Origin of the sequence: Mycobacterium sp. (assembly GCF_035506235.1) — a bacterium.
Classification (GTDB): domain Bacteria; phylum Actinomycetota; class Actinomycetes; order Mycobacteriales; family Mycobacteriaceae; genus Mycobacterium.
Genome location: NZ_DATJPU010000018.1, coordinates 20681 through 44889, shown reverse-complemented (window position 1 = coordinate 44889; position 24209 = coordinate 20681). Strand labels below are relative to the sequence as shown.

The 24209-nt window shown below is 70.5% G+C and carries 23 protein-coding genes; 16 read left to right on the top strand and 7 right to left on the bottom strand.

All coding sequences use genetic code 11. From position 1 onward, the window contains the following. The first annotated feature begins 8 nt into the window (after positions 1-8). From carA to pyrF, 3 genes are all read left to right on the top strand, one after another. On the top strand, positions 9-1124 hold the full coding sequence (gene carA, locus VMD50_RS02675; RefSeq protein ID WP_325424590.1) for a glutamine-hydrolyzing carbamoyl-phosphate synthase small subunit: 1116 nt from the start codon (positions 9-11) through the stop codon (positions 1122-1124). Between the two features lie 91 nt (positions 1125-1215). Further along, the gene (carB, locus tag VMD50_RS02670) at positions 1216-4593 is read left to right on the top strand and encodes a carbamoyl-phosphate synthase large subunit (RefSeq protein WP_325424588.1); all 3378 of its coding nucleotides are present in this window, start codon (positions 1216-1218) and stop codon (positions 4591-4593) included. Further along, complete coding sequence (gene pyrF, locus VMD50_RS02665; protein WP_325424586.1) at positions 4590-5417, top strand: orotidine-5'-phosphate decarboxylase; 828 nt, start codon at positions 4590-4592, stop codon at positions 5415-5417. Before carB ends, pyrF begins: the two co-directional genes overlap by 4 nt. 5 nt (positions 5418-5422) lie before the next feature. Here the strand turns inward: pyrF and VMD50_RS02660 are convergent, their stop codons facing one another. Then, positions 5423-5845: a TOBE domain-containing protein gene (locus VMD50_RS02660; RefSeq protein WP_325424584.1), complete on the bottom strand. Its 423-nt coding sequence runs from the start codon at positions 5843-5845 to the stop codon at positions 5423-5425. Positions 5846-6311: 466 nt separating this feature from the next. Between VMD50_RS02660 and mihF the strand changes: the two genes are divergently transcribed. The 5 genes from mihF to metK all read left to right on the top strand — a co-directional run bounded on the left by mihF (position 6312) and on the right by metK (position 10345). Further along, on the top strand, positions 6312-6629 hold the full coding sequence (gene mihF / locus VMD50_RS02655) for an integration host factor, actinobacterial type (RefSeq protein WP_067880726.1): 318 nt from the start codon (positions 6312-6314) through the stop codon (positions 6627-6629). Positions 6630-6741: 112 nt separating this feature from the next. Then, positions 6742-7368 (top strand): guanylate kinase, encoded by a 627-nt coding sequence (gmk, locus tag VMD50_RS02650; RefSeq protein WP_414685983.1) that lies wholly within the window; start codon positions 6742-6744, stop codon positions 7366-7368. A gap of 67 nt (positions 7369-7435) precedes the next feature. After that, positions 7436-7759, top strand: a complete 324-nt coding sequence (gene rpoZ, locus VMD50_RS02645; RefSeq protein ID WP_066910468.1) for a DNA-directed RNA polymerase subunit omega — start codon at positions 7436-7438, stop codon at positions 7757-7759. 19 nt (positions 7760-7778) lie between these two features. Then, a complete protein-coding gene (coaBC, locus tag VMD50_RS02640) occupies positions 7779-9044 on the top strand; it encodes a bifunctional phosphopantothenoylcysteine decarboxylase/phosphopantothenate--cysteine ligase CoaBC (RefSeq protein ID WP_325424576.1) in 1266 nt (421 codons plus the stop codon). An 89-nt stretch (positions 9045-9133) separates the two neighbouring features. Then, a complete protein-coding gene (gene metK, locus VMD50_RS02635) occupies positions 9134-10345 on the top strand; it encodes a methionine adenosyltransferase (RefSeq protein ID WP_325424574.1) in 1212 nt (403 codons plus the stop codon). Here metK and VMD50_RS02630 read toward each other — a convergent pair. Next, entirely contained in the window at positions 10329-10553 is a 225-nt protein-coding gene (locus VMD50_RS02630) for a hypothetical protein (protein WP_414685982.1), read from the bottom strand. The two genes, metK and VMD50_RS02630, sit on opposite strands and share 17 nt — an antisense overlap. A gap of 65 nt (positions 10554-10618) precedes the next feature. Between VMD50_RS02630 and VMD50_RS02625 the strand changes: the two genes are divergently transcribed. Continuing rightward, complete coding sequence (locus VMD50_RS02625; protein ID WP_325424572.1) at positions 10619-10876, top strand: ribbon-helix-helix domain-containing protein; 258 nt, start codon at positions 10619-10621, stop codon at positions 10874-10876. Further along, the gene (locus VMD50_RS02620) at positions 10873-11262 is read left to right on the top strand and encodes a type II toxin-antitoxin system VapC family toxin (protein ID WP_325424570.1); all 390 of its coding nucleotides are present in this window, start codon (positions 10873-10875) and stop codon (positions 11260-11262) included. Before VMD50_RS02625 ends, VMD50_RS02620 begins: the two co-directional genes overlap by 4 nt. Positions 11263-11411: 149 nt before the next feature. Here the strand turns inward: VMD50_RS02620 and VMD50_RS02615 are convergent, their stop codons facing one another. Beyond that, positions 11412-12893 (bottom strand): flavin-containing monooxygenase, encoded by a 1482-nt coding sequence (locus tag VMD50_RS02615; protein ID WP_325424668.1) that lies wholly within the window; start codon positions 12891-12893, stop codon positions 11412-11414. Positions 12894-12904: 11 nt separating this feature from the next. Further along, complete coding sequence (locus VMD50_RS02610) at positions 12905-14293, bottom strand: cytochrome P450 (protein ID WP_325424568.1); 1389 nt, start codon at positions 14291-14293, stop codon at positions 12905-12907. Positions 14294-14368: 75 nt separating this feature from the next. On the opposite strand from VMD50_RS02610, the gene VMD50_RS02605 reads away from it, so the two are divergent. Then, a complete protein-coding gene (locus VMD50_RS02605; RefSeq protein ID WP_325424566.1) occupies positions 14369-15397 on the top strand; it encodes a helix-turn-helix transcriptional regulator in 1029 nt (342 codons plus the stop codon). 4 nt (positions 15398-15401) lie between these two features. Here the strand turns inward: VMD50_RS02605 and VMD50_RS02600 are convergent, their stop codons facing one another. Both VMD50_RS02600 and VMD50_RS02595 read right to left on the bottom strand, forming a co-directional pair. Continuing rightward, positions 15402-16364 (bottom strand): alpha/beta hydrolase, encoded by a 963-nt coding sequence (locus VMD50_RS02600; RefSeq protein ID WP_325424564.1) that lies wholly within the window; start codon positions 16362-16364, stop codon positions 15402-15404. A gap of 22 nt (positions 16365-16386) precedes the next feature. After that, positions 16387-17355: an alpha/beta hydrolase gene (locus tag VMD50_RS02595; RefSeq protein ID WP_325424562.1), complete on the bottom strand. Its 969-nt coding sequence runs from the start codon at positions 17353-17355 to the stop codon at positions 16387-16389. On the opposite strand from VMD50_RS02595, the gene VMD50_RS02590 reads away from it, so the two are divergent. The 3 genes from VMD50_RS02590 to VMD50_RS02580 all read left to right on the top strand — a co-directional run bounded on the left by VMD50_RS02590 (position 17354) and on the right by VMD50_RS02580 (position 20753). Next, positions 17354-18130, top strand: a complete 777-nt coding sequence (locus VMD50_RS02590) for a lysoplasmalogenase (RefSeq protein WP_325424561.1) — start codon at positions 17354-17356, stop codon at positions 18128-18130. The genes VMD50_RS02595 and VMD50_RS02590 overlap by 2 nt on opposite strands. 63 nt (positions 18131-18193) lie before the next feature. Then, complete coding sequence (locus VMD50_RS02585; RefSeq protein ID WP_325424666.1) at positions 18194-20137, top strand: primosomal protein N'; 1944 nt, start codon at positions 18194-18196, stop codon at positions 20135-20137. 127 nt (positions 20138-20264) lie between these two features. Further along, the gene (locus VMD50_RS02580) at positions 20265-20753 is read left to right on the top strand and encodes a MarR family winged helix-turn-helix transcriptional regulator (protein WP_325424559.1); all 489 of its coding nucleotides are present in this window, start codon (positions 20265-20267) and stop codon (positions 20751-20753) included. Positions 20754-20832: 79 nt separating this feature from the next. Here VMD50_RS02580 and VMD50_RS02575 read toward each other — a convergent pair whose 3' ends face one another. Beyond that, positions 20833-21660, bottom strand: coding sequence for a class I SAM-dependent methyltransferase (locus VMD50_RS02575; RefSeq protein WP_325424557.1), 828 nt, complete (start codon positions 21658-21660; stop codon positions 20833-20835). A gap of 188 nt (positions 21661-21848) precedes the next feature. Between VMD50_RS02575 and fmt the strand changes: the two genes are divergently transcribed. Continuing rightward, positions 21849-22781 carry a methionyl-tRNA formyltransferase gene (fmt, locus tag VMD50_RS02570; RefSeq protein WP_325424555.1) on the top strand — a complete coding sequence of 311 codons (933 nt, stop codon included), beginning with the start codon at positions 21849-21851 and terminating at the stop codon, positions 22779-22781. Next, positions 22778-24172, top strand: a complete 1395-nt coding sequence (locus tag VMD50_RS02565) for an RsmB/NOP family class I SAM-dependent RNA methyltransferase (RefSeq protein WP_325424553.1) — start codon at positions 22778-22780, stop codon at positions 24170-24172. The genes fmt and VMD50_RS02565 overlap by 4 nt, the downstream gene beginning before the upstream one ends. The last annotated feature ends 37 nt before the right edge of the window (positions 24173-24209 follow it).

Here is a 24209-nt window from a genome sequence, read left to right as displayed (position 1 = left end):
CGGCGCTCATGAGTAAGGCGCTACTGGTCCTCGAGGACGGCCGTGTCTTCACCGGCACGCCGTTCGGCAAGGTCGGCCAAACGCTCGGCGAGGCAGTCTTTTCCACCGGTATGTCCGGCTACCAGGAGACGCTTACCGACCCCAGCTATCACCGGCAGATCGTGGTGGCCACCGCGCCGCAGATTGGCAACACCGGCTGGAACGATGAGGACGGCGAAAGCCGCGGCGACAAGATCTGGGTCGCCGGCTACGCGGTGCGCGACCCGTCGCCGCGCGCCTCCAGCTGGCGCGCCACCGGCACGCTTCAGGACGAGCTGGTCCGCCAGGGCATCGTCGGGATCGCCGGCATCGACACCCGGGCGGTGGTGCGGCACCTGCGCAGCCGCGGCTCGATGAAGGCCGGGGTGTTCTCCGGCGAGTCGCTGGCCGAGCCGGCAGAGTTGGTCGACCGGGTGCGGGGCCAGCAGTCGATGCTGGGCGCCGACCTGGCCGGGGAGGTCAGCACCGAGGACGCCTACGTCGTGGAACCCGAAGGCCCGCACCGATTTACCGTCGCCGCGCTGGACCTCGGGATCAAGACCAACGCCCCGCGCAATTTCGCCCGGCGCGGCGTCCGCAGCCACGTGCTGCCGTCGTCGGCGACCTTCGAGCAGCTCGCCGACCTCAAGCCCGACGGCGTGTTCCTGTCCAACGGTCCCGGCGACCCCGCCACCGCCGACCGCGTCGTCGCGCTCACCCGCGAGGTGCTGGGCGCCGGGATCCCGCTGTTCGGCATCTGTTTCGGCAACCAGATCCTCGGCCGGGCGCTGGGCCTGTCCACCTACAAGATGGTCTTCGGCCACCGCGGCATCAACATCCCGGTCATCGACCACGCGACCGGGCGGGTCGCGGTGACCGCGCAGAACCACGGCTTCGCGCTGGAGGGGGAGGCCGGCCAGTCCTTCGACACGCCGTTCGGCCCGGCGATCGTCAGCCACACCTGCGCCAATGACGGGGTGGTCGAGGGCGTCAAACTCGCTGACGGCCGGGCATTTTCGGTGCAGTACCACCCGGAGGCCGCCGCCGGCCCGCACGACGCGGAATACCTTTTCGACCAATTCATCGACCTGATGGCGGCTCAGTGATGACGCCATGGCCCGCGAGCGCGCGTAGTACAACGACACGCCGTAAATCGCGTACAGATGGGGACCCTCGCGCCAAGGAAAGGGGGCGCTAGTGCCGCGTCGCACCGACTTGCGCCACGTGCTGGTGATCGGCTCGGGGCCGATCGTGATCGGCCAGGCCGCCGAATTCGACTACTCGGGGACCCAGGCCTGCCGGGTGCTGCGCGCCGAGGGCCTGCAGGTCAGCCTGATCAACTCCAACCCGGCCACCATCATGACCGACCCCGAGTACGCCGACCACACCTACGTCGAGCCCATCACCCCGGCGTTCGTCGAGCGGGTGATCGCCCAGCAGGCCGAGTGCGGCAACAAGATCGACGCGCTGCTGGCCACGCTGGGCGGCCAGACCGCGCTCAACACCGCGGTCGCGCTGTACGAGAACGGGGCACTGGAGCGCTACGGCGTCGAGCTGATCGGCGCCGATTTCGACGCCATCCAGCGCGGCGAGGACCGCCAGCGGTTCAAGGACATCGTCGGCAAGGTCGGCGGTGAATCCGCCCGCAGCCGCGTATGTTTCACCATGGACGAGGTTCGCGCGACCGTCGCCGAACTCGGCCTGCCCGTCGTCGTGCGCCCCAGCTTCACCATGGGCGGGCTGGGCTCGGGGATGGCCGACTCCGCCGAAGACGTCGAAAGGATGGCCGGCGCCGGGCTGGCCGCCTCGCCCAGCGCCAACGTGCTCATCGAGGAATCGATCTACGGCTGGAAGGAATTCGAACTCGAGCTGATGCGCGACGGCCACGACAACGTCGTGGTGGTGTGCTCCATCGAGAACGTCGACCCGATGGGCGTGCACACCGGCGACTCGGTCACCGTCGCGCCGGCCATGACCCTCACCGACAGGGAATACCAGCGGATGCGCGACCTGGGCATCGCGATCCTGCGCGAGGTCGGCGTGGACACCGGCGGCTGCAACATCCAATTCGCGGTCGACCCGCGCAACGGCCGGCTGATCGTCGTCGAGATGAACCCGCGGGTGTCGCGGTCAAGCGCGCTGGCGTCCAAGGCCACCGGTTTCCCGATCGCCAAGATCGCCGCCAAGCTGGCCATCGGCTACACCCTGGACGAGATCGTCAACGACATCACCAAGGAGACGCCGGCCTGCTTCGAGCCGACCCTCGACTACATCGTCGTCAAGGCGCCGCGGTTCGCGTTCGAGAAATTCCCCGGCGCCGACCCGACGCTGACCACCACGATGAAATCCGTCGGTGAGGCAATGTCGTTGGGCCGCAACTTCGTCGAGGCGCTCGGCAAGGTGATGCGGTCGCTGGAGACCGGGCGCGCCGGCTTCTGGACGAAACCCGACGACGACGGGGACGTCGACGAGGTCCTGACCAGGCTGCGGACGCCGACCGAAGGCCGGCTCTACGACATCGAGCTGGCGCTGCGGCGGGGCGCGTCGGTCGAGCGGGTCGCCGAAGCCAGCGGCGTCGACCCGTGGTTCGTCGCGCAGATCGGCGAGCTGGTCGAGCTGCGCGCGGAGCTGGTCGCCGCCCCGGTGCTCGAGGCCGACCTGCTGCGGCGGGCCAAGCACAACGGTCTCTCGGACCGCCAGATCGCCGCCCTGCGTCCGGAATTGGCCGGGGAGAACGGGGTGCGCTCGCTGCGCGAGCGGCTGGGCATCCACCCGGTGTACAAGACGGTCGACACCTGCGCGGCGGAGTTCGAGGCCAAGACGCCCTATCACTACAGCAGCTACGAGCTGGACCCGGCCGCCGAGACCGAGGTCGCCCCGCAGGCCGACAAGCCCAAGGTGCTGATCCTGGGATCGGGTCCCAACCGGATCGGCCAGGGCATCGAATTCGACTACAGCTGCGTGCACGCCGCAACGACGTTGTCGCAGGCCGGTTTCGAGACCGTGATGGTCAACTGCAATCCGGAGACGGTGTCCACCGACTACGACACCGCCGACCGGCTCTACTTCGAGCCGCTGACCTTCGAGGACGTGTGCGAGGTGTTCCGCGCGGAAACGCAGTCGGGCGCGGGCGGCCCCGGGGTCGCGGGAGTCATCGTGCAACTCGGCGGCCAGACCCCGCTCGGGCTGGCGCAGCGGCTCTTCGACGCCGGGGTTCCGATCGTGGGCACCCCGCCGGAGGCCATCGACCTGGCCGAGGACCGCGGCGCCTTCGGCGACGTGCTGGCCACCGCGGGGCTGCCAGCGCCAAAGTACGGCACTGCAACGACTTTCGCGCAGGCCCGCCGGATCGCCGACGAGATCGGTTATCCGGTGCTGGTGCGGCCGTCGTACGTGCTGGGCGGCCGGGGCATGGAGATCGTCTACGACGAGGAAACGCTGAAGGGCTACATCACCCGGGCCACGGCGCTCTCGCCCGAACACCCGGTGCTCGTCGACCGCTTCCTCGAGGACGCGGCCGAGATCGACGTCGACGCGCTGTGCGACGGGGCCGAGGTCTACATCGGCGGCATCATGGAGCACATCGAGGAGGCCGGCATCCACTCCGGCGACTCGGCCTGCGCGCTGCCGCCGGTCACGCTGGGCCGCAGCGACATCGACAAGGTGCGCCGCGCCACGGAGGCCATCGCCCACGGCATCGGCGTCGTCGGGCTGCTCAACGTGCAGTACGCCCTCAAGGACGACGTGCTCTACGTCCTGGAGGCCAACCCGCGAGCCAGCCGCACGGTGCCGTTTGTATCCAAGGCCACCGCGATCCCGCTCGCGAAGGCGTGCGCGCGAATCATGTTGGGCACCAGCATCTCCCAGCTCCGCGCCGAGGGCATGCTGGCGGCCTCGGGGGACGGCGCGCACGCGCCGCCGCAAGCCCCGATCGCGGTCAAGGAGGCCGTGCTGCCGTTTCACCGCTTCCGCCGCGTCGACGGGGCCGCCATCGACTCGCTGCTCGGCCCGGAGATGAAGTCGACGGGCGAGGTGATGGGCATCGACCGCGACTTCGGCACCGCCTTCGCCAAGAGCCAAACCGCCGCCTACGGATCGTTGCCGGCCGAGGGGACGATATTCGTGTCGGTGGCCAACCGGGACAAGCGATCACTGGTGTTTCCGGTCAAGCGGCTGGCCGATCTGGGCTTTCGGGTGCTGGCCACCGAGGGCACCGCGGAGATGTTGCGCCGCAACGGGATTCCCTGCGACGAGGTCCGCAAGCACTTCGAGCCGCCGCAGCCCGACCGGCCCGCGATGTCCGCGGTCGACGCGATCAAGGCCGGCGAGGTCGACATAGTGATCAACACGCCGTTCGGCAACTCCGGCCCGCGCATCGACGGCTATGAAATCCGCTCGGCCGCGGTGTCGGTGAACATCCCGTGCGTCACGACGGTGCAGGGCGCCTCGGCCGCCGTGCAGGGCATCGAGGCGGGGATCCGCGGCGACATCGGCGTGCGGTCGCTGCAGGAGCTGCACAGCGCCATCGGCGCGCAAAGCGCTGGGGCCGTAGGGCCCCGGGGCAACTTCCGATGACCGGGTTCGGCGCCCGGCTGGCGGCGGCGAAGCTGAGCCGCGGGCCGCTGTGCCTGGGCATCGACCCGCATCCGGAGCTGTTGCGGGCCTGGGGCCTGCCGACCACCGCCGACGGGCTCGCCTCGTTCTGCGACACCTGCGTCGAGGCGTTCGCCGGATTCGCCGTCGTCAAGCCCCAGGTGGCGTTCTTCGAGGCCTACGGCGCCGCCGGGTTCGCGGTGCTCGAACGCACCATCGCCGCGCTGCGTTCGGCCGGGGCGCTGGTGCTGGCCGACGCCAAGCGGGGCGACATCGGGACGACGATGGCGGCCTACGCCGCCGCCTGGGCCGGTGATTCGCCGCTGGCCGCCGACGCGGTGACCGCCTCGCCCTACCTGGGATTCGGGTCGCTGCGGCCGCTGCTGGAGGCCGCCGCGGCAACCGACCGTGGGGTGTTCGTGCTGGCCGCGACCTCCAATCCGGAGGGCGGCACGGTGCAGCGCGCGACGTTCGACGGCCGGACGGTGGCCCAGCTGATCGTCGACCAGGCGGCGGTGGTCAACCGGTCCGCCACGGGATCCGAGCCCGGGTACGTCGGCGTGGTCCTCGGCGCGACGGTGTTCGAGGCCCCCGACGTCAGCGGGCTGGGCGGACCGGTGCTGGTGCCCGGGGTCGGGGCGCAGGGCGGGCGGCCCGAGGCGCTCGGCGGCCTGGGCGGGGCCGCGCCGGGCCAGCTGCTGCCCGCGGTGGCGCGCGAGGTGTTGCGGGCCGGACCGAGCGTGTCCGGCCTGCGTGCGGCCGGCGAGCGGATGCTGGACGCCGTCGCGTACCTGTCCGTCCCCTAGGGCCGTCACTCCGCGGCGATCGCCGCTCCCGGCCGCGCCGTTTCCACGATCACGGTGGTGGCCTTGACGACGGCCACGGCCACGCTGCCGGGCTGCAGGTTCAGCTCCTGGGCGGCCGTGGTGCTCATCAGCGAGACGATGGTGTGGGGGCCGCACTGCATCTCGACCTGGGTCATCACCTTGTCGCTGATCACGCTGGTGACCAGGCCGACGAACCGGTTGCGGGCCGAGCTGCCGATGCTCAGCGGATCCGGCGGCGGGGTGGGCGCGTTGGAACGCGAAAACTCGGCCAGGTCCTCGCTGGCGATGACCTTGCGGCCGGCCGCGTCGTGGCTGACCGACAGCGTGCCCTGGTTGATCCACCGGCGGACGGTGTCGTCGCTGACTCCGAGCAGCTCAGCCGCCTGACGGATGCGCAGGTTCGGCACGGCTCGATGGTATCTGATATTTGGCTGGGCATTAGCTGAAACATCCCTGCGGACGGACCGCCGACCTGCCGCTTGGCCGCGGACGCGACACGCGCGACACGCCACGAAAAAATGCGTGATCCGCCGCACCCCGACTCGGGGCCGTCCGCCGTGGGCGCCCGCAGGGCCCGCGGCCGCGGCGCGCGGCTTTCGCCCATGGGCACAAAACCCCACGTCAAGCACCATATCCATGGCTCCCGCGGGCGATTGAGCACCGGCGCCGGCGCCCTTTCCCGACCCGTCGCCGCAGGGCCCCTGGCACCCCGTGCCGGGCTCGCCCGCGCGCTCCACGCTGCACATTTGCACAATTAACCAGGGGGGCGGGTTAGATTTCGTCAGGAAGCCTGAGTACGGTCATCTCCGCTGGCTGAAGTACCCGGCAGAGACAAACGAGATCGATTACCGATTGATCAGATACGGAGGAATCGTGGCCCTTCCCCAGTTGACCGACGAGCAGCGCGCGGCCGCTTTGGAGAAGGCGGCTGCCGCTCGTCGCGCGCGCGCAGAGCTCAAAGACCGCCTCAAGCGTGGCGGCACCAACCTCTCCCAGGTGCTCAAGGACGCCGAGAGCGACGAAGTCCTGGGCAAGATGAAGGTGTCTGCGCTGCTCGAGGCGTTGCCGAAGGTGGGCAAGGTCAAGGCGCAGGAAATCATGACCGAGCTCGAGATCGCGCCCACCCGCCGCCTGCGCGGCCTCGGCGACCGGCAGCGCAAGGCCCTGCTGGAAAAGTTCGGCTCCGCCTAACTCGCCCGCCGACGATGCAGGCCGACAGGCCTGATGAGACGGCGGGCGATCGGGCCCGGCCTGCGACGATGCGGGCCGTACGGCCTGTGGGGGTACCGACCCGGGAGCGCCGGTGAGCGCCCCCGAGGGGCCGGACGTCGTGCAGGGGGCACGCCCCGAGCCAATGGGCAGGGGGCGTGTGGTCGTGCTGTCCGGCCCCTCCGCGGTCGGCAAGTCAACCGTGGTCCGGTGTCTGCGGGAGCGGATCCCGAACCTGCAGTTCAGCGTCTCGGCCACGACCCGGGCGCCGCGGCCGGGCGAGGTCGACGGCGTCGACTACCACTTCATCACCCCCGCCCAGTTCCAAAAGCTGATCGACGACGGCGCGCTGCTGGAATGGGCGGAGATCCATGGCGGGCTGCACCGGTCGGGCACGCTGGCCGAGCCGGTGCGGGCCGCCATGGAGTCCGGGCTTCCGGTGCTCATCGAGGTCGACCTGGCCGGTGCCAGGGCGATCAAGAAGGCGATGCCCGAGGCGATCACCGTGTTCCTCGCCCCGCCCAGCTGGGAGGACCTGAAGGCCAGGCTGGTCGGCCGTGGCACCGAGACGGCGGAGGATATCCGCCGTCGCCTCGACACCGCCCGCATCGAAATGGCGGCCCAGGACGACTTCGATGAGGTGGTGGTCAACCGTCGATTGGAGTCTGCGTGCGCCGAATTGGTATCGTTGCTGGTGGGAACTGCGCCGGGCCCGGCATGATTTGCCTGGCCGGGCCAGCAGCCAGATCAGATTCAACCGACTCCAATCCGCCAGGAGATAGACCTACGTGAGCATTCCCCAGTCCGACGCGTCGCTGACCGCCGTGGACCAGTTCGATCCGTCGGCAGGCGGACAGAGCGCCTACGACACCCCGCTGGGCATCACCAACCCGCCCATCGACGAGCTGCTGGACCGCGTGTCCAGCAAGTACGCCCTGGTGATCTACGCCGCCAAGCGAGCCCGCCAGATCAACGACTACTACAACCAGCTCGGCGAGGGCATCCTCGAATACGTGGGCCCGCTCGTCGAGCCCGGGCTGCAGGAAAAGCCGCTGTCCATCGCGCTGCGCGAGATCCACGCCGACCTGCTCGAACACACCGAGGGCGAGTAACGGGCAGGCCGGGCGCGCTGTGGATGTCCGTGAGCGGATCTCAAAACGGGTCATAGTCGGCGTCTCCGGGGGCATCGCCGCCTACAAGGCGTGCACCGTCGTTCGCCAGCTCGCCGAGGCCGGTCACGAGGTCCGCGTCATCCCCACCGAATCCGCGCTGCGCTTCGTGGGGGCCGCCACCTTCGAGGCGCTGTCGGGTCAGCCGGTGCGCACCGGCGTCTTCGACGACGTTCCCGAGGTGCCGCACGTCCAGCTCGGCAAGCAGGCCGATCTCGTCGTGGTGGCGCCCGCCACGGCCGACCTGCTGGCCCGTGCCGTGCACGGCCGCGCCGACGATCTGCTGACCGCCACCCTGCTGACCGCCCGATGTCCGGTGCTGTTCGCGCCGGCGATGCACACCGAAATGTGGTTGCACCCGGCCACCGTTGACAACGTGGCCACGCTGCGCCGCCGCGGCGCGGTGGTGCTCGAACCCGCATCCGGGCGGCTCACCGGCACCGACAGCGGCGCGGGGAGGCTGCCCGAGGCCGAGGAGATCACCACACTGGCCCACCTGCTGCTGGAGCGCCACGACGCGCTGCCCTACGACCTCGCCGGCTGGCGGCTGCTGGTCACGGCCGGCGGCACCCGCGAACCCGTCGACCCAGTGCGCTTCATCGGCAACCGCAGCTCCGGCAAGCAGGGCTACGCGGTGGCGCGGGTCGCCGCCCAGCGCGGCGCCGAGGTCACCCTGATCGCCGGGCACACCGCCGGCCTGATCGACCCCGCCGGCGTCAACGTGGTGCACGTCAGCTCCGCGCAGCAACTCGGGGAGGCGGTGTCCAAGCACGCGCCCGAGGCCGACGTGCTGGTCATGGCGGCGGCGGTCGCGGACTTCCGGCCCGCGCAGGTCGCCGCCGCCAAGATCAAGAAGGGCCCGGATAACCAGTCCGAGTCCCCCACGATCGAGCTGGTCCGCAACGACGACGTGCTGGCCGGCGCGGTGCGGGCGCGAGCCCATGGGCAGTTGCCCAACATGCGCGCCATCGTGGGGTTTGCCGCCGAGACCGGCGACGCCAACGGCGACGTGCTGTTCCACGCCCGGGAGAAGTTGCGGCGCAAGGGTTGCGACCTCTTGGTCGTCAATGCCGTCGGCGACAACAGGGCGTTCGAGGTGGACAGCAACGACGGCTGGCTGCTGGCTTCCGACGGCACCGAGTCGGCGCTGCCGCACGGCTCGAAGACGCTGATGGCCAGTCGTATCGTGGATGCCGTCGTCGCGTTCCTGCACGGCCGCAGCGAGTAGCGGGGTTTGCTTCGGTACGGCGCCCGGACGGGGGCTGGCCCACCGGGACGATATTATTCGATTAACTAACTATTGGAAGGATAGAGACTGTGAGCGAAAAGGGTCGGCTGTTTACCAGTGAGTCGGTGACCGAGGGGCATCCCGACAAGATCTGTGACGCGATCAGCGACTCGGTCCTCGACGCGCTGCTGGCGCAGGACCCCCGCTCACGGGTTGCAGTCGAGGCGCTGGTGACCACCGGACAGGTGCACGTGGTGGGCGAGGTGACGACGACGGCCAAGGAGGCCTTCGCCGACATCACCAACACGGTCCGCGCGCGCATCCTCGACATCGGCTACGACTCGTCGGACAAGGGCTTCGACGGGGCGTCGTGCGGGGTGAACATCGCCATCGGCGCGCAGTCACCCGACATCGCCCAGGGCGTCGACACCGCGTACGAGGCGCGGGTCGAGGGCGAGCGGGACCCGCTGGACGCCCAGGGCGCCGGCGACCAGGGCCTGATGTTCGGCTACGCGATCAGCGACACCCCCGAGCTGATGCCGCTGCCCATCGCGCTGGCCCACCGGCTGTCGCGCCGGCTGACCGAGGTCCGCAAGAACGGCGTGCTGCCGTACCTGCGCCCCGACGGCAAGACCCAGGTCACGATCGCCTACGAGGACAACGTCCCGGTCCGGCTGGACACCGTCGTGATCTCCACCCAGCACGCGGCCGACATCGACCTGCAGAACACCCTCACCCCCGACATCCGGGAGAAGGTCCTCAACACCGTGCTCGACGACCTGGCGCACGGCACGCTGGACACGTCGTCGACGCGGCTGCTGATCAACCCGACGGGCAAGTTCGTGCTCGGCGGCCCCATGGGCGACGCGGGCCTGACCGGACGCAAGATCATCGTCGACACCTACGGCGGCTGGGCCCGCCACGGCGGCGGCGCGTTCTCCGGCAAGGATCCGTCCAAGGTGGACCGGTCGGCGGCCTACGCGATGCGCTGGGTGGCCAAGAACATCGTCGCCGCCGGCCTGGCGGAACGGGTGGAGGTGCAGGTGGCCTACGCCATCGGCAAGGCCGCGCCGGTCGGCCTGTTCGTCGAGACCTTCGGGACCGCGACGGTCGACCCGGTCAAGATCGAGAAGATCGTTCCGGAGGTGTTCGACCTGCGGCCCGGTGCGATCATCCGGGACCTGGACCTGCTGCGCCCGATCTATGCGCAGACCGCCGCCTACGGCCACTTCGGGCGCACCGACATCGAGCTGCCGTGGGAACAGCTCAATATGGTCGACGAGCTCAAGCGCGCGATCTAGGCACCGGGTGGTCGGCCTGTAGTGCCGGCAGCCCATCGATGCTCTGCCTGTTGCGCCGGGCGAGCCGGGCATACACGTCATCGGACGCCTTCTCGTGGTGCGCGTCGAGGACCGGGCGCTCGTCGACGAGCTCGTAGTAGGGCACCGCGAACCCGCAGGCGTCGGCGATCCGTTCGACCGTGATGACGGATGACGGTCGGCAACCCACGTTCACATGTGAGCGGAGGCCCCAGCCTCCCATACGGTCTAGCAGAGTGATGTATAATGTGGTGTATGAAGCGCACGAACATCTACCTCGACGAGGTGCAGACGGCGGCGCTCGACCGCGCGGCGGCGCAACAGGGCGTGTCGCGCGCGGAAGTGATACGCCAACTGCTGGACCGTGTTCTGGCGGGGGTGGATGAGCATGTCGCCACCGACCTTGACGCGATCAAGGATTCGTTCGGGGCGTTGCGCGACATCGAGGTGCCGGCGCGCGGCCCGGGCGCCCGTGAGAAGCATCTGGCCCGAGTGTGGGACCGCTCGTCGTGATGCTGGTCGACTCGGATGTGCTGATCGCGCATCTGCGCGGGCTCGGCGCTGCTCGAGACTGGCTCCTCGATGCCCGCAGAGAAGGGCCGCTGGCGATCAGCGTGGTGTCGATCGCTGAGGTTGCCGGCGGCATGCGCTCCGTCGAGCGTCGGCACGTGTGGCGGCTGCTGTCCTCTTTCCGCGCGGAACCGGCCACCGAGCTCATCGCTCGTAGCGCCGGGGACATGATGCGTCGATATCGTCGCAGTCACAGCGGTATTGGCCTCGGTGACTACCTGATCGCCGCGACAGCGGATGTCAAAGGGCTGCAGCTTGCCACGCTCAACGTCCGACACTTCCCCATGTTCGCGCATCTGCGACCACCGTTTGCGGTGCCGGCCGAGTAGCCAAGGGAAGTGGCCGCCCGGTGCAGAGAAACTGGTGCTGGCTGACGAGTTGGCGGGCCACCGCGCGGCCGGGCCGTACCTTGGCCATCCGATCGAAAACCCTGATTTGGCCCCGCATCTGCGCGCCACGCTGGAGTCGGGGCCGGCCGCTAACGGCTGAAGCGGTAGTCGTCGAGATCGAACCGCCGGCTGCGCCAGTAGGCCTCCAGCGTGGTGGTGGGACGTAGCGGCACGTCGCCGTTCTTGTCGAAGTAGTAGCTGTTGGCCAGCCGGCAGCTGTCCTGCCAGAAAATCTGGCGGTGCCGCTTGCGCATCATCTCGGCGAAGTACCGTTGGTTGGCCTCCTCGGTCACCTCCACACGTGTCGCGCCTTCGCGCCGAGCGCGTTTCAGGCACCGCACGATGTGGTGCGTCTGCATCTCGATGAGCGCGAAATACGAAGAGCCGACGTACCCGTACGGGCCGAAAACGGTGAACATGTTGGGGAAGCCGGGGACGCTGACGCCCTCGTAGGCCTGCAGCCGGTGTTCGTCCCAGAACCGGCTCAGGGACTTGCCGCCGCTGCCGGTGACCGCAAACGTGGGGACGTTGTCGGTGTCCATCACCTTGAAGCCGGTGGCCAGCACCAGCGCGTCGATCACGTGGGTCTCCCCGTCGGTGGTGGCCACGGCGGCGGGCGTGATTTTGTCGATCGGCTCGGTGACCAGCCGGACGTTGTCGCGGTTGAAGGTGGCCAGGTAGCCGTTGTGGAATCCGGGCCGCTTGCAGCCCACGGCGTAGCGGGGGGTGAGTTGCTCGCGCACCGCTGGGTCGGTGACCTGCTGGCGCAGATAGGCGAGTCCGGCCGACTCCATCCGCCTGGCGAGCGGGAACACGGTGAAGTACTGCGCCGAGATCGGGAAGCTCAGCTCGACGAAGGCCTGGCTGAGCAGCCGCTGGACCACCTTTCCGCCGGGTATCCGCATCGCCCAGCGGACCGGCGCGGGCAGCGGCACGTCGAACTTCGGGAAGCACCAGATCGGCGTGCGCTGAAACACCGTGAGTTGGGCGACGATCGGCGCGATCTCGGGGATGACCTGCACGGCCGAGGCACCGGTGCCGATGATCGCGACGCGCTTGCCGGTCAGGTCCTGGCTGTGGTCCCACCGCGCCGTGTGCATGGTGGTGCCGGCGAAGGAGTCGACCCCGTCGATGTCGGGCAGGTTCGGCACGGTCAGCACGCCGCTGGCGCTGATCAGGAACCGGGCGGTGAGCATGCCGCCGGGGTCGGTCTGCACCCGCCACAGGCGGTTCTCGTCGTCGAAATCGGCGGAGAGCACCTTGGTGTGGAACCGGATCCGCGACCCGATGCCGTACTTGTCGACGCAGTGTTCGGCGTAGGCCTTGAGCTCGCGGCCGGGCGCGTAGGTCCGCGACCAGCGCGGGCTCTGCTCGAAGGAGTACTGATACGAGAACGACGGAATGTCCACGGCGATACCGGGATAGGTGTTCCAGTGCCAGGTCCCGCCGACGCCGTCGCCGGCCTCGAGCACGAGGTAGTTGGACAGCCCGACCCGGTCGAGCTTGATCGCGGCACCGATGCCGGAGAATCCCGCGCCGACGATCAGGGTGTCGTAGTCGGGGGTTTCCATACCGCGTGGGCTCATGCGCGCCTGCTTCCGATGACGTGAATGCCGTGCTTGGGCCGCAGGGTCAGCGTTGCCTCGAGTTCGACGGGATGGCCGGGCGCGAGGTCAAAGGTGAAGCGCCGGCTCATGATCGCGGCCATCAGCACCATTTCCATCAGGGCGAAGCTCTGCCCGATGCAGATGCGCCGGCCGCCGCCGAACGGCAGGTAGGCCGAGCGGGGACGGTTCCTGTCCGGCCGGCAAAACCGGCCGGGCTCAAAGGTTTCCGGGTCGGGCCACCACCGCGGGTCATGGTGGATGTGGTGGATCGGGATGAGGATGGTGGTGCCGCGCCGGATGTGACGCCCGCCGATGACGTCGTCGTCGATCGCGCGGCGGGCGATCGTCCAGACCGCGGAGAGGTAGCGCTGCGCCTCCTGCAGGCATGCGGTGGTCCACGGCAGGCTGCCCAGGTCCTCGGCGGTGGGACGGCGGGCGCCCAGCACGTCGTCGATTTCGGCGAGCATCCGGTCGCGGGCGCCGGGGTGCTGTGCCAACAGGTACCAGAACCACGACATCGCGTTCGCGGTGGTTTCGTGACCGGCGAGCATGAACGTCAGGGCCTCGTCGCGCACCCGCCGGCGCGGCCACGTTCCGCCGTCGGCGTGCAGCAACACGTCGAGCAGGTCGGCGGAGTCGGTCGGTTGCACCAGTCGGTGGTCGATGACCGCGTTGACCGCCCGGTCGAGGGTCAGCGTGATGTTCTGGATGTCGCGCAGCGGCGGGGGCATGCGAAAGCCGGAGAACACCAACCAATTCAGTGTGTCGTAGACCCCGCGCGGCATCAGGCCCCACAGCCCCAGTCGCTCTAGTCGCTCGGCGTGCCGCAGGCCGCGCGTCGCCAGGTCGTTCATGCTCTCGACCAGCGGCCCGAAGTCCTGGCCGAACAGGGAATTGGCGACCACCCGCAGCGTCGCCTCGACCATCGTCTGGTGGATGTCGAAGCGCGTGCCCGGTTGCAGGGCGTCGACGACCCCCATGATCGGGTCGATCATCAGGTCGACCATGCCGTTGAGGTGGCGCCGGGCGAAGGTCGGGTTCAGCGTGCCGCGGTGCGCGGCCCAGGAATCGCCCTCGTCGGTCAGCAGGTTGACGCCCGCGGTGGCCCGGATGGGCTCGTACTCGTCGGACTTGACGTATTTCAGCCGGGCCTCGTGCAGCACGTGATCGACGTAGTCGGGATGGCTGATCGAGACGAAACGTCTTCCCGCGCAACGGAATCGAACGATATCGTTGCCGCGTAACCGTCCGACGAAGCGGTCGCCCACATCGAATCCGACGGTGAGGGCCTCGCGGGTCATCGTCCAGGAGCTCAGGCGTCTGGCGGGTCCCCCCAGGGGGCGCTCAGCGGTGAGGGTCGCCATGACTCCACTGTATGGATGACGGCGGCGGCCGGTAATGAGAGTATCGGACAGGGAGTTGGGAGATTAGGACAGTCCATGGGTCATCCACCGACGTTGAGTCACCCGGTCTATGCGACCCGGGTCTTGTGCGAGGTGGCCGGCGAGCGCGGGGTGCCGACGGGCGAGGTCCTGGCGGGCACCGCGATCGACCCCGCCGCCCTGAGCCGGCCGGACGCGATGGTAAGCGCCCTCGACGAGATCGAGGCGGTGCGCCGGGTGCTGGCGCGGCTGCCGGGTCAAGCCGGTATCGGCGTCGATGTGGGCAGCCGGTTCGCTCTCACGCACCTCGGGCTGTTCGGCTTCGCGGTGATGTCGTGCGGCACCCTCCGGGAACTGTTCTCGATCGCGATGCGGTACTTCGCGCTGACCATGATGCACATCGACCTCACGCTGTTCGAGACCGCCGAGGGCTACGTCCTCGGACTCGAGGCCGGCCACCTGCCCACCGATGTGCGCGGATTCTTCATCGAGCGCGACATCGCCGGAATCATCGCGACCACAGTCAGTTTCGCGTTGCCGGTGGCCGAGAAGTACGCCGACGAGGTGTCGGCGGAATTGGCCGTCGACGAGGAGCTGCTGCGGCCGCTGCTCGAACTGGTGCCGGTGCACGACGTCCGGTTCGGCCGCGCGCACAACAGGCTGCACTTCCCGCGCGCCATGTTCGACGAGCCGCTGCCGCAGGCCGATCGCCACACGCTTCAGATGTGCATGGCGCAGTGCGACGTGCTGATGCAGACCAACGAGCACCGCCGGGGCATCACCGCGCTGGTGCGCAGCAAGCTGTTCCGCGATTCCGGCGTGTTCTTGACGCTTCCCGACGTCGCCGGCGAGCTCGCCATTCATCCGCGAACGCTGCGCCGCCGGCTCGCCGAGGAGGGAACCTCGTTTCGGGCGCTGCTGAACGAGGCGCGGTCCGCGGTGGCGGTCGACCTGTTGCGCAACGTCGGGCTGACGGTGGATGAGGTTTCCACCCGGCTGGGCTACTCCGAGGTCTCGACTTTCTCGCACGCGTTCAAGCGCTGGTACGGCGTCGCGCCCAGCGCGTATACGCGTAGGGGCCCGTAAAGGGCTAGGGGTGCAGCGCCTTGCGCAACGCCGCCAGCCCGCGGTTGGTGGCCTCGGCCGCAGCGGGAATCACCAGGGCGAAGCTCGCGTAGCCGTGCACCATGTCCGGCTCGTTGCTCAGTTCGGCGGGCACGCCCGCGGCATTCAGCAACTCGGCGTAGCGCGACCCGTCGTCGCGCAGGGGGTCGTGTTCGGCGGTCCCGATGAAGGCGGGCGGCAGTCCGGAGAGGTCGTCCGCGTTGGCCGGGGCCAGCGTGGTCGGCAGGGCCTTCGGGTCGGTGATGTCGAGGTCCGGCAGGTACCAGGAGAGAAAGGCCTCGATCACGTCGCGATCCAGGATGGGCGCGTAGGCGTTCTCGTTGTGCGACGGCAGCGACAGGTCGGCGGTGACCGTCGGGTACCACAGCAGCTGGAACGTCAGCGCGGGTCCACCGTTATCCCGGGCCAGGTGCGCCATGACGGCGGCGAGGTTGCCGCCCGCCGAGTCCCCAGCCACCGCGATCCGGTCCGGGTCGCCGCCCAGCTCGGCGGCGTTCTTGGCGACCCACTGCAAGGCGGCCCAGCAGTCGTTGACGCCGGCCGGGAACGGGTGTTCGGGGGCCAGCCGGTAGTCGACCGACACCACGATGGCCTCGGCGCCGACGGCGTGCGTGCGGGCTACGGGGTCGTGAGTCTCCAGGTCGCCGAGCGAGAACCCGCCGCCGTGGTAGAAGACGACGACGGGCAGGGTTTCGCGGTCGCTGGCCGGCCAGTAGATCCGGACGGGAATGTCGGTGAGCTCGCCGTGACCGATCCTCCGCTCTTCGGTGCGCAGATCGGGAAGCAGCTCCGGGGGCACCTTGAGCTGCCGCAGCCTCGAGCGCGCGACCTCGACACCGTCGGCGGCGTTGAAGGTGACCGTGAAGGCGTTCAGCAGCGTTTTCAGCGTCGGATCGATGGTCGGTCGAGCGATGGTCGGCTCAATCATTAGTACAAAGTACGCCTTGCGTTCACCTGTGCAGCGCATTCCGCAGCGCCGCGAGCCCACGCTCCATACCGGCGGTGGCGGCCGGCACCACGCCGGCGTAGCCGAGGTAACCGTGCACCAGGGTCTCAGCGTTGTGCACCTCGACCGGGACGCCCGCGGCGGCCAGCAGCTCGCCGTACCGGATGCCGTCGTCGCGCAGCGGGTCGTGACCCGCGACGCCGATGTAGGCCGGTGGCAGGTCGTCCAGGTTTTTCGCCCGCCCCGGCGCCATGCCCGGCGGCGGGTCCGACAGGTCGACTTCGCCTGCGTACCAACGCGAGAACGCGGCGATGGACCTGGCGTCGAGGATCGGCGCGGTGGCGTTTTCGGTGAACGACGGCAGCGACGGGTCCCAGAGCGTGGAGGGATACCACAGCAGCTGGAAGGCGATTGCCGGCCCGCCTTCGGCGGCAGCCTCGCGGGCGCGTTGCGCGGTCGCGGCGGCGATCGTCCCGCCGGCCGAATCGCCGGCGACCGCCACCTGGTTGGTGTCGGCGCCGAGCTGCCCCCCGTGCTCGGTGACCCACAGCGTTGCGGCCCAAGCGTCTTCGACGGCGGCGGGGTAGGGGTGCTCCGGCGCCAACCGATAGTCGACGGACACCACGATCGCGTCGGCGCCGACGGCGTGCTGGCGAGCCGTGCCGTCGTGGGTGTCGAGGTCGCCCACCACGAAGCCGCCGCCGTGGAAGTACAGCACGATGGGAGCCCCGTCCTCTGCGGGATCGGTTTCCGGCCAATAGATCCGGGTGCCGAGGGGGCCGCCGGGACCCGGGATCGCCCGGTCCTCGACCCGCAGCTCGGGGTGCAGTGGGCGTCGGGGCAGGTCGCGGAACCGTTGCCGCGCCGCGTCGACACCATCGTCAGTTGATAGCCGGAACGGAACCGCATCCAGTACCTTCTGCAAGATGGGGTCGATACCAGGGTTTTCCTCGGCTGTGTCCAAGCTGGGCATGGAAGTACCGTACGCACCGCGCCTGGTGTCCGGCGGGTGGGTGTTGGCCGGGTGGGCGGGCCTCGCCTACGGCGTCTACCTGACCGTGATCGCGTTGCGCTCGCCGCCGGGAACGAGTTTGACGGGGCACTGGGTTTTGCAGCCGCTGTTCAAGGCGTCGATGGCGTTGCTGCTGACCGTGGCCGCGGTGGGGCACCCCATCGTCCGCGAGCGGCGGTGGCTGATACCGGCGCTGCTGTTGTCGGCGGTCGGCGACTGGCTGTTGGCCATCCCGTGGTGGACGATGTCATTCGGGTTGGGGCTGGCGGCGTTCCTGTTGGCGCACCTGTGTTTCCTGGGCGCGCTGGTTCCCCTGGCCCGGACGTCGCGGCCGCGCCTGGCCGCCGTCGTGCTGATGTGCCTCGTCTCGGTGTCGTTGTTGCTGTGGTTTTGGCCGCACCTGGTCCGCGACAAGCTGACGATCCCGGTGACGCTCTACATGATCGTGCTGACCGCGATGGTGTGTGCGGCGCTGCTGGCGGACCTGCCGACGATCTGGACGGCGGTGGGGGCGGTGTGTTTTGCGGCGTCGGACGCCATGATCGCCATCGGCCGGTTCATCCTGTACAACGACGCGCTGGCGGTGCCGATCTGGTGGTTGTACGCCGCGGGCCAGGTCCTGATCACGGCGGGATTCTTCTTCGGCCGGGAGGAACCCGATTACGAGGGCGACTACCAAGCCGATTACGAGGGCGATTACGAGGGCGATCACGGGCCCGAGACTGACGAAGGCTAGTTGTCGGTTCCCTTGGCCGGCAAGGTAACTCCCGAGGTCGAACCCATCGCCCGGGTGCTGCCCATGCTCTCGGTGCCACACCTGGACCGCGAGTTCGACTACCTGGTGCCGGCCGGGCAGTCCGACGACGCCCAGCCCGGGGTACGGGTGCGGGTGCGGTTCCACGGCCGGCTGGTCGACGCGTTCGTCCTGGAACGCCGCAACGACACCGATCACACCGGCAAGCTCGGCTGGCTGGATCGCGTCGTGTCGGCCGAACCGGTGCTCACCCCGGAGATTCGCCGATTGGTCGACGCGGTGGCGGCGCGCTACGCCGGCACCAGGCCCGACGTGTTGCGGCTGGCGGTGCCGCCCCGGCACGCCCGGGTCGAGCGGGAACCGGCGCGTGTCTTCGCGCTGCCCGTGGTCTCGTCCGTCGACGCCTCGGGCTGGGAGGCCTACGGCCGCGGCGGGCAGTTTCTGGCCGCCCTGGCCGAGTCGCGCGCCGCCCGGGCCGTCTGGCAGGCGCTGCCGGGCGAGCCATGGGCCGACCGCTTCGCCGAGGCCGCGGCGCAGACCGTGCGGGCGGGACGGGCGGCGCTGGCGATTGTGCCCGACCAGCGGGACCTGGACACGCTGTGGGAGGCCGCGACCGCCCGCATAGACCCGGAATGCGTGGTGGCGCTGTCGGCCGGGCTGGGTCCGGCCGCCCGCTATCGGCGTTGGCTCGCGGCGCTGCGAGGCACCGCGCGGCTGGTGATCGGCACCCGCAGCGCGGTTTTCGCGCCGCTGTCCGACTTGGGCCTCGTCATGGTGTGGGCCGACTCCGACGACAGCCTCGCCGAGCCGCGGGCGCCGTACCCGCACGCCCGCGAGGTGGCGATGCTGCGCGCCCATCAGGCCCGGTGCGCGGCGCTCATCGGCGGCTTCGCGCGGACGGCCGAGGCCCAGGCGCTGGTGCGCCGCGGATGGGCGCACGACATCGTCGCGGCGCGGCCGGTGGTGCGGGCCCGCACCCCGCGGGTGGTCGCCCTCGACGACAGCGGCTACGCCGAGGAACGCGACCCGGCGGCCCGCACCGCGCGGATCCCGTCCATCGCGCTCCGCGCCGCCCGCTCGTCGCTGCAGGCCGGGGCGCCGGTGCTGGTGCAGGTGCCGCGGCGTGGGTATGTCCCGTCGCTGGCGTGCGGGCGCTGCCGCACCATCGCCCGGTGCCGGCACTGCACGGGCCCGCTGTCGCTGCAGGAGGGCGGCCCCGGCGCCGTGTGCCGGTGGTGCGGACGCCCCGAACCGCAGCTGCGGTGCGCGCGTTGCGGATCCGACGCCGTGCGCGCGGTGGTCGTGGGGGCGCGGCGCACCGCTGAGGAGCTCGGCCGCGCCTTCGCCGGTACGCCGGTCATCACCTCGGCGGGCGACGCCGTCGTGGGGGAGGTGGCCGCCCGCCCGGCGCTGGTGGTCGCGACTCCGGGCGCCGAACCCCGAGCGGAGGGCGGGTACGGGGCGGCGCTCCTGCTGGACACCTGGGCGCTGCTGGGCCGCCAGGACCTGCGCGCCGCCGAGGAAGCGCTGTGGCGCTGGATGAGCGCCGCGGCGCTGGTGCGTCCGCGCGGCGACGGCGGCGTGGTGCTGGTGGTCGCCGAATCATCCATTCCCACAGTGCAATCGCTGATCCGTTGGGACCCGGTGGGGCATGCGGATGCCGAACTGGCGGCTCGGGCCGAGGTCGGCCTGCCGCCCAGCGTGCACATGGCGGCCATCGATGGGGGCGCCGAAGCGGTGGCCGCGCTGCTGGAGGAGGCGGGGCTGCCCGACGGGGCCGAGGTGCTCGGTCCGGTGGACCTGCCGGCGGGCGTGCGCCGTCCGCCGGGGACGCCGGCGGATGTGCCCGCGATCAGGATGCTGGTGCGCGTGCGCCGCGAGCACGGACTGGCGCTGGCGGCCGCGTTGCGGCGCGGCGTGGGCGTGCTCAGCGCGCGCCAGAACCATGAGCCGGTGCGGGTGCAGATCGACCCGCTGCACATCGGATAGCTCTTCGCCCGGCTCAAATCATTCCCTGTGGCGATAGTATTTGTGGGAAACAATCCCAGATCTCGACATTAGAAGGCTGTTACACTTTCTACTCTTTAGCTCGCTGATGGCCCGAAGGGGAGGCGCAATGGCGTCGGACAACGCGACTACGGCGGACGAGTCTTTGGACGCGATCACCGACGCGTTGCTGACCGCCTCCCGTTTGCTGGTGGCGATCTCGGCCCGCTCGATCGGGCAGGTCGACGAGACCATCACCATTCCGCAGTTCCGGACGCTGGTGATCCTGGCCAACCGGGGCCCGATCAACCTGGCCACGTTAGCCGGCCTGCTGGGCGTGCAACCGTCGGCCACCGGCCGGATGGTCGACCGGCTCGTCGCCGCCGGACTGATCGACCGCCTCCCGCACCCCACTTCCCGCCGCGAACTGCTCGCCGCGCTGACCAAGCGCGGCCGCGAGATCGTCCGCCGGGTCACCGCGTACCGGCGCGCCGAGATCGCCGCCATCGTGGAGAAGATGCCGCCGCCGGAACGCCACGGGCTGGTGCGGGCCCTGACGGCGTTCACCGCCGCCGGCGGCGAGCCCGACGTCCACCTGGACGCGGACATCGACTTGTAGTCGGTTTCGGTCGTCGGGGTCCCGTGCCGGGCTGGGGGGCGGCCCGGCACGGGCCTGACTCGGCGCTTCTCAGAGTTTTTCAGAGCTTCTCTGCGGTGACCAGCAGGTACTCCCACCGCATGGCGCCGTCGGCCAGGTGCTGGTGCGCCAGTTCGACGAGTTGGGCGTCGAGCGCGGCGGCCAGGATCCGGTTGTGGCCGATGTTCGCGTACGCCTCGATCGTCGGGCCGTAGTGATCCTTGAAGTAGCGGTGCACGGCCTCGGCGCTGTCGAACCGGTTCACCCGCAGGTTGCCCCGCAGCGTCGTGACGCGGCCGACCCGATCGCCCAGCAGCCCGGCGACGTAACCCTCGCGTCCCCACAACGCCGCCGGCGCCACCGCCGGCGACAGGCTCGGACGGTACGGCCGCAAGGTGGCCAGCATCCGGCCGAAGAACCCCTCGGGGGTCCAGCTGATCACGCCGATCATCCCACCCGGCCGGCAAACCCGGATCAGCTCGTCGGCGGCGCGCTGGTGGTCGGGCGCGAACTGCACGCCGATGGCCGAGATCACCGTGTCGAACTCGCCGTCGCCGAACGGCAGCGCGTGCGCGTTGGCTTCGCGGTAGTCCAGCAGCAATCCCTGCGCGGCGGCCCGCGCCTGGGACCGCCGCAGCAGCTCGGGCGTGAGGTCGGTGGAGACGACGTCGGCACCCGTCTTGGCGGCGGGCAGCGAGATGTTGCCGGAGCCGGCGGCGACGTCGAGCACGCGCACGCCCGGTCCGATACCCGTCGCGGCCACCAGGACCGGACCCAGCGGCGCCATCACCTCCTCGGCCATCAGGGCGTAGTCGCCCAGCGCCCACATCGCGCGATGCGTGGCCGCGATGTCGTCGGGAATGGTGGTGTCGACAGCGTCGAGGGTCATGGGACCTCCTGAGTTGGGAACGGACTGGCTGCTCGACCTCGTCGTCGTGGGCGCGGTGGCAGAGAAATCCGCGACCATTTCCGCCAGAAATAATATCCAGCGGCGATAATATACTGACGCAACTGTGTGAAACTGTGCGGTTCCTAGGCGTGTCCTGCGGAGATCCGGTGCTTCCTAGACTTGTGCCCGTGCGTCTAGTCTTCGCCGGAACTCCCGAACCCGCGCTGCCCGCGCTGCGTCGCCTCATCGATTCGCCCCGCCACGACGTGCTCGCGGTGCTGACCCGGCCCGACGCCGCCTCGGGCAGGCGCGGCAAGCCGGAGCCGTCACCGGTGGCCCGCGAGGCGCTCGACCGCGGCATCCCGGTGCTGCGGCCGGCCCGGCCCAATTCGCCGGAGTTCGTCGCCGAGCTGTCGGAGTTCGCACCGGACTGCTGCCCGGTCGTGGCCTATGGCGCCCTGCTGCGCGACGGCCTGCTCGCCGTGCCCCCGCAGGGTTGGATCAACCTGCACTTCTCGCTGCTGCCGGCCTGGCGCGGCGCGGCGCCGGTGCAAGCCGCGATCGCCGCGGGGGACACCATCACCGGCGCGACCACCTTCCGGATCGAGCCGAGCCTGGACTCCGGGCCGGTGTACGGGGTGGTCACCGAGGCGATCGGGCCGACCGACACCGCGGGCGATCTGCTCGAGCGCCTTGCCGTTTCGGGCGCGGAGCTGCTGGCGGCCACGCTGGACGGCATCGCCGACGGGACCCTGACGCCGCGGCCCCAACCCACCGAGGGGGTCAGCGTGGCGCCCAAGGTCAGCGTCGAGCAGGCCCGGGTGCGCTGGGACCTGCCCGCGCCGGTGGTGGAGCGCCGGATCCGCGCCGTCACGCCGAACCCGGGTGCCTGGACGCTCATCGGTGACCTGCGAGTCAAGCTCGGACCGGTGCGGCTCGACTCGGGGTCGCCAGAACCCTTGGCGCCCGGTGCCATTCACGTGAACCGCAAGAGCGTGTGGATCGGCACCGGCTCCGAACCCGTGCGGCTGGGCCAGATCCAGCCGCCCGGCAAGAAGCTCATGAACGCCGTCGACTGGGCGCGCGGCGCCCGGCTCGACGCCGCCGCGCGGGCGTCATGAGCGCGCCCCGCCCGACCAACCGGGGGCGTCAGCGGCGGCGCCGGCCGCTGGACCCGGCGCGCGCGGCCGCGTTCGAGGTGCTTCGGGCCGTCAGCGAGCGCGACGCGTACGCGAACCTGGCGCTGCCGGCGTTGCTGCGCCAGCGCGGAATCGGCGGCCGCGACGCCGCTTTCGCCACCGAGCTGACCTACGGCACCTGCCGCACCCGGGGGCTGCTCGACGCCGTCATCGGCGCGGCCGCCGGGCGCTCGCCGGAGGCCATCGACCCGGTGCTGCTCGACCTGCTCCGGCTCGGCGCCTACCAGCTGCTGCGCACCCGGGTCGACGCCCACGCCGCGGTGTCCACCACGGTCGAACAGGCCGGCATCGAATTCGACTCGGCCCGAGCGGGTTTCGTCAACGGTGTGCTGCGCACCATCGCCGGCCGAGACGAGCAGTCCTGGGTCGATGAGCTGGCGCCCGACCCGGCCCGGGATCCGATCGGGCACGCCGCGTTCGTGCACGCGCACCCGCGCTGGATCGCCCAGGCCTTCGCCGACGCGCTCGGCGCGGCCGCGGGGGAACTCGACGCGGTCCTGGCCAGCGACGACGAACGGCCCCAGGTACACCTGGCGGCGCGCCCGGGCGTGCTGACCGCCGCCGAGCTGGCCGACGCGGTGGGTGGCGCAGTCGGCCGTTATTCGCCGTACGCCGTGTATCTGCCGGGCGGGGATCCCGGGCGGTTGGCTCCCGTGCGCGACGGCTCCGCGCTGGTCCAGGACGAGGGCAGCCAGCTGGTGGCCCGCGCGCTGACGCTGGCCCCGGTCGACCGTGACAACGGCCGATGGCTCGACCTGTGTGCCGGACCCGGCGGCAAGACCGCCCTGCTGGCCGCGCTGGGCGTGGACTCCGGGGCCCGCGTCACCGCGGTGGAACCCGCGCCGCGCCGCGCCGACCTGGTGGCCGAGAACACCCGCGGGCTGCCGGTCGACGTGCTGCGGGTCGACGGGCGGCAGACGGGTCTCGAACCCGGCTTCGACCGGGTGCTCGTCGACGCGCCGTGCACCGGGCTGGGGGCGTTGCGGCGCCGGCCGGAGGCGCGGTGGCGGCGCCAGCCGGCCGACGTGCCGCCGCTGGCCAAGTTGCAGCGCGAGCTGCTGGCCGCCGCGATCGCGCTGACCCGGCCCGGCGGTGTGGTGCTGTATGCGACCTGTTCGCCGCACCTCGCGGAAACCGTTGGGGTGATTGGCGACACGCTGCGCCGGCAGCCGGTGGAGGCCCTGGACACCCGGCCGCTGTTCGAGCCCGTCGAAAAGGGCACGGCGCAGGGCCCCACCGAGAGCTCGGTGCAGCTTTGGCCCCACCGCCACGGCACCGACGCCATGTTCGCGGTCGCCCTGCGCCGCGCCTGAGGTGAGGTTGGCCGCCGGGCTCAGTAGTGTGGCGCAC